Origin of the sequence: Brevibacterium sp. SIMBA_078, assembly GCF_046534565.1 — a bacterium.
Taxonomy (GTDB): Bacteria; Actinomycetota; Actinomycetes; order Actinomycetales; family Brevibacteriaceae; genus Brevibacterium.
This window is the reverse complement of the sequence record NZ_JAWRYQ010000050.1, coordinates 1-379: the sequence shown is the minus strand read 5'-3', so window position 1 is coordinate 379 and position 379 is coordinate 1. Positions and strand designations below refer to the sequence as shown.

At 29.8% G+C, this 379-nt stretch carries 1 protein-coding gene; it reads right to left on the bottom strand.

Features of this window, described 5'->3' with window-relative positions:
* Nucleotides 1–63: 63 nt before the first annotated feature.
* Nucleotides 64–379: DUF6977 family protein (locus SB749_RS18815; RefSeq protein WP_410711640.1), on the bottom strand; the 316-nt coding region annotated here is incomplete at its 5' end.

Sequence of the window (379 nt, the reverse complement as noted above, 5' to 3'; positions counted from 1 at the left end):
CAAATAATAATGGTTAACTATTTATCAATGTAGGCTAAAACTTACACCACAATATTTCAATAGCTATTCATCTAAATTAAAAATATTTAACTGTTCTACTTTGAAATCTTCGTTTTCTTGCTTCTTCACATTTTCTTTGTTTAACTGATGTTTAAATGCGATTTTCTTAAAGTTGTCCTCAGAAGACAGGGCTTCTTCTAATTCACCAGTTTTATACAAAGCTACAAATAATGCAACTGACCTCGCTTGACAGTTTATAGACTTTCCAGGGTTGAACTCAATATCCGTAAACGCATCATATTTAATAACTTCTTTAATTAATTCTTCGTTTAAGGATAACGCATTAAGGTATAGCCAATCATAAAATAATGTTTTTGGC